Source organism: Novosphingobium sp. 11B (assembly GCF_054589055.1).
Genome location: NZ_BAAILP010000253.1, coordinates 28,368 through 32,813 on the forward strand (window position 1 = coordinate 28,368; position 4,446 = coordinate 32,813).

The window sequence follows — 4,446 nt, forward strand, 5'->3', positions numbered from 1 at the left end:
ACGGCGCGTCGATGAAGACGAGTTCGTAGAGGAATGCGATGTTGCGCAGGATTTCGGTCTCCGAAAACACGTCGCGGCCCGTCAGTTCACGGTACTCGGTCGAGACCGTGAACGGCGTGCCGCCGGCGCTGATGATCATGTAGTACATCCGCGCCGGATCACACTGGCGCACGATGCCCTGGTCCTGCCCGGCGCGGATGAGTTCGCGGATCGCGCCGAAGTGTTCACGCAAGTAGTTCTCGATGACCCACTGCAGGCGCGAGGTGTCCTGGTTGCTCTCCATGGTCAGGATACGGTGGATCTGCGGCTGGCGGGCGGACATACGAATGAACTGCTCGATGAACGTGCGCAGGCCCGCCGCGGCGCTGTCACCCGCCTTTTCCAGATGCGCCTTCATTTCCGCCGAATAGCGCTTGAGCGCATTGTCGATCGTCGCGATCCACAAGGCTTCCTTGGACTGGAAGTGATAGAGCACCAGCGTGTGCGTCACGTCCGCCCGGTCGGCCACGGCACGGGTGGAAGTGCCTTCGAAGCCGAACGCCCCGAAGCATTCCAGTGCGGCGGCCAGGATGCGCTCGCGCACATCGTCGCCCCGGCGGCTGGCGCGCTTGCGCTGTCGCTGCGGCGCCTTCTGGTCGATCGCGACCGGGTGCGTTTCCGCCCCGTCGAGCCGCACCGCGATGCGGCCGCTGCTCGCACGGCGGCGCTTGGCGGGCGCGGAATCTTCGGGAATATCGCTCGTTTCGGCCATTCGATCGCTCCGCCAGGCCGTTCGCCTGACCAAAGATGTGCATTTCCTGACACCCTCACATCAGGATATGCAGCAAGGTCAAGCGATTTTGCAAAAACCGCGGCGAGATTAATCCACCATTAGGTCAGTTTTTGGGCAAAAATTGACGGTCAGGCGACGATCCTGTTCTCGATGACACCGATACCGTCGATCTCGCAGCGCACCACGTCCCCCGGTGACAGGAAGCGCGGCGGCTGCTGCGCCGCGCCCACGCCTTCCGGCGTCCCGGTGGCGAGAATATCGCCCGGCTCCAGCGTGAAAGCGGCCGAAAGGTGGGCGATCTGCGCCCCGATCGAGTGGATGAACTGCTCGGTATTGCTGGACTGGCGTATCTCACCGTTGACGATGCAGCGGATGCCGAGCGCCGCCGGATCAGCGATCTCATCCGCCGTCACGATCCATGGCCCGATCGGCCCGTGCGTATCGAACGACTTGCCCATGGTGATCGTCGGGGACTGGAATTGCCAGTCCCGCGCCGACACGTCGTTCACCACAAGGTAGCCGAACACATGCGCCATCGCATCGCCCTCGGCGACGGACTTGGCCGCGTGGCCGATCACCACGCCCAGTTCAACTTCGTGATCGAGCTTGGTGGTCGGCCCCTGCACCACGTCGTCGTAGGCCCCGTTCACGCACGTCGTCTGCTTGTTGAACCACAATTGCCCGTCAGGCACCGCGATGCCCAGCGCACGCGCCTCGTCCGCATGACGGCGGTAGTTCATGCCAAGACCCAGGAACTTGCGCGGGCGCAGCGGAGCCAGCAGATGCACATCGGCCAGCGCCAGCCGCTCACCGCGCCCCGATGCCAGCGCAGCGGCGATCTCACCCAGAGCGCCCTGCCCGCCCTCGATCAACGCGATCATGTCGGGATGGTCGATGCCGATAGTATCGAGCGGGACGATTCCATCGCCGTCCACCACGCCGAGGCGCGGCACGCCTCCGTTTTCGAACCGGGCCAGCTTCATCGTTGTTCCTTCGTTTCGGGAGATCAGGCGGCTGCAAGGCCGTCGTAGAACCGCCGGGCATCGGCGTAAGTCGGCAGGTGCGCGGTCGATCCGCCGTCCACCCGGATCACCTGCCCGGTAATGTAGCGCGCCTCGTCCGACGCCAGCCAGGCGACGGCCTGCGCGACATCCTCAGGCGTGCCGAGATAGCCGGTCAAGGTGGCATCGACGTTCATTGCGACGAAGGCCGGCGGGATCGAGGCTTCGAGCAGCGGCGTCGTGATCATCGACGGCGCCACCGCGTTGCAGCGGATTCCCTCGCGGCCGAAGGCCGTGGCCACCTGTTTGGTCAACTGGATCACCGCCGCCTTGGACACGCAGTAGGCGGGCATCTTGTAGAACGCATCCACCCCGTACATCGAGGCGGTGTTGACGATCGACCCGCCGCCCTGTTTGCGCATGGCAAGGATCGCGTGACGGCACCCCTGCATCGTCCCGCGGACCGTGCCTGCGAAGATCTTGTCCCACAGCGCGTCGGGGATTTCCAAGATATCCGTGTCGCCGGAAATCGCCTCGGGCGAAGTGAATGCCGCGTTGTTGTGCATGATGTCGAGCCGACCGAAGCCATCGACCATCGCGCCCACTGCCGCGCGGAAATGGTCTTCCACGGTGATATCGAGATGCAGCGCGCGCGCCGTGCCGCCGGCGTCGGCGATCTCCTCGGCAACGGTCTTCGCTGCAGTATCGTTGATATCGGCGATGCCCACGACGGCGCCTTCCGACGCCAGCCGCAGCGCGGTCGCGCGGCCGAGGCCCGATGCTCCACCGGTGACGATGGCGACTTTGCCCTTGAAACGCATGACAGTCCTTTCCCTTGCGCCCGATCAGCCGAGAAACGGCAAGCCGCGGGCGATCCTTATCGAATTGGGCCACGGCGTCCCCGGCGCGCGGGGTTGCCCGTGGATTTCAATGGCGACGTGCGCCTGCGCCAGCCCGAGAACCAGCGCCATGAGATTGCGCGCATCGTCAGGCAGGTCGTCGAGCCCGAACCGGTCGACGTAGCCGATGGCCTCTTCCGCCCGCGCGCACATGGCCTCGTAGAACACCCTGATCTCGTCCATCGAGCGCTCGCAGCGCGCGGCCAGCCGCCCGGCGGTCGTATGGCTGCCCCAGCTGTCGACGAAAGGTTCAAGTTCCGCGAACGCCTGCGGCAAGCGCGCCGCACCGCTCACGCCAGCGCCTCGGTGACGGTTTCCGCCTCGACCCATTTGAGCAGTTGCTCGACCGAGTGGCGGATGCCGACCTCGCTGTCCTGAAGCTGCATCTCGTCCTTGCCGGAACTGTTGATGCCGCGCTGGGTGCGGGCCACGTTGGCAAGGTCTTCCAGCACGACCTCGATCACCCGCGCGACATAGAGTTCCTGCTGCAGCCGCTGGCGCGCGTTCAGCGCGTCGGGGACATAGAAGCGCACTTCGTAGCGCGAAGTGGTCGGCGTCAGCGGCCAGAACTGGTGGACCCAGAAGCCGCCGGGGCCGAAATCGATCTGGGTGTTCGGAAACAGGTTGTTCACGTCCATCGACCAGCACCCCGCCCGCGTCGGATTGACGGCGGGGTGATCGAGGAACTCAGCCATCTGCGAACTCGTGCCTGCCGCGATCAGGCTGCCGGTGTCGCCAGAGGCATAGGCCAGCATCTCCACCTTGTTGCGCTCGTCGAGCGGCATCGTCGGGTTGCCATACATCGAGACGGTGCGGTGCGGCCCGAACGTGCGCGCATCGAGCAGCCGCGCGAAGCGGTTCTCGCTCGACGAGAAGGTCTGGGCAATCGTCTTCTTGTGGATCGCGGGGATGTGGTAGCTTTCGATGAAGGCGTCCTGCACCACTTTCCAGTTGGCATCGAGGTCGGCCTTGAGCACGATCGGCTTGTCCGCCGCCACGTAAGGCACGCCGGCCAGACGGTCGGCGAAATCGCCGAGGAAGGTGCGCAGATCGACTTCGGGCTGGCGCTGGAGGTTGACGAAGATCCAGCCCTCCCAGGTTTCCGTCGCCATCGGCGTCAGCCCGCAGCGCTTCTTGTCTACCGCGAAGAAGCTGGCTTCGTCCGGGATCGAGATCAGATCGCCATCGGCCGCATACGTCCAGTTGTGGTAGGGGCAGACGATGCGCCGCGCATTGCCCGTCGGACCGTCGAGGACTTGCGATCCGCGGTGCGAACAGGTGTTGTAGAACGCGCGGATGCGTCCATCCTTGCCCCGGTTGAGGATCGCGGAAACGCCGCCCGGCAACAGTTCGGTCGCGAAATAGTCGCCGTAGGCCGGGATTTCTTCCTCGCGCCCGACCAGCAGCCAGGCCCGCTCGAAGACTTGCACGCGTTCGCGTTCGAAAAACTCGGGCGATCGGTAAGGCTCGAGCGGCACCGGGCCGGTGCCAAGGCCGCAGGCCTCGGTGAACGCCGTCTTGCCTTCGAAAGCCCGCGCGGAAGCGGTGATGTTCATGTCCCAACCCTCTCCAATCGGAACCGGCGCCGACGTCGGCATCAGATGCCGCGTCGAGTCTTTATTTGACCGTTTGGTAAACTTAAGGTTGGAGAGGGGAATGTGTCAAGCGTTAGAGGTCGATGATATCGGATTGAACGACCATCTCGTCATTGCGAGCGCAGCGAAGCAATCCAAGGCAGTGTCAAGCCGCTCTGGATTGCTTCGCCGCGCTCGCA

At 64.6% G+C, this 4,446-nt stretch carries 5 protein-coding genes; all 5 read right to left on the reverse strand.

Annotated elements, in window-relative coordinates:
* A partial coding sequence (locus ACYPYD_RS22630) for a TetR/AcrR family transcriptional regulator (protein WP_051587163.1) occupies positions 1-751 on the reverse strand: 751 nt, incomplete at its 3' end.
* Positions 752-900: 149 nt separating this feature from the next.
* A complete protein-coding gene (locus ACYPYD_RS22635; protein WP_036529656.1) occupies positions 901-1,755 on the reverse strand; it encodes a fumarylacetoacetate hydrolase family protein in 855 nt (284 codons plus the stop codon).
* Positions 1,756-1,778: 23 nt separating this feature from the next.
* Positions 1,779-2,594 (reverse strand): SDR family NAD(P)-dependent oxidoreductase, encoded by an 816-nt coding sequence (locus ACYPYD_RS22640; protein ID WP_036529658.1) that lies wholly within the window; start codon positions 2,592-2,594, stop codon positions 1,779-1,781.
* 24 nt (positions 2,595-2,618) lie between these two features.
* Positions 2,619-2,966 carry a hypothetical protein gene (locus ACYPYD_RS22645; RefSeq protein WP_036529659.1) on the reverse strand — a complete coding sequence of 116 codons (348 nt, stop codon included), beginning with the start codon at positions 2,964-2,966 and terminating at the stop codon, positions 2,619-2,621.
* Positions 2,963-4,228, reverse strand: coding sequence for an aromatic ring-hydroxylating oxygenase subunit alpha (locus tag ACYPYD_RS22650; RefSeq protein WP_051587164.1), 1,266 nt, complete (start codon positions 4,226-4,228; stop codon positions 2,963-2,965). The genes ACYPYD_RS22645 and ACYPYD_RS22650 overlap by 4 nt, the downstream gene beginning before the upstream one ends.
* Positions 4,229-4,446 lie beyond the last annotated feature (218 nt).

What these genes read in the sequence shown, in the direction of transcription:
- ACYPYD_RS22650 (WP_051587164.1), bottom strand. Translation starts at nt 4,228, where the DNA reads ATGAACATCACCGCTTCCGCGCGGGCTTTCGAAGGCAAGACGGCGTTC.
- ACYPYD_RS22640 (WP_036529658.1), bottom strand. Translation starts at nt 2,594, where the DNA reads ATGCGTTTCAAGGGCAAAGTCGCCATCGTCACCGGTGGAGCATCGGGC.
- ACYPYD_RS22635 (WP_036529656.1), bottom strand. Translation starts at nt 1,755, where the DNA reads ATGAAGCTGGCCCGGTTCGAAAACGGAGGCGTGCCGCGCCTCGGCGTG.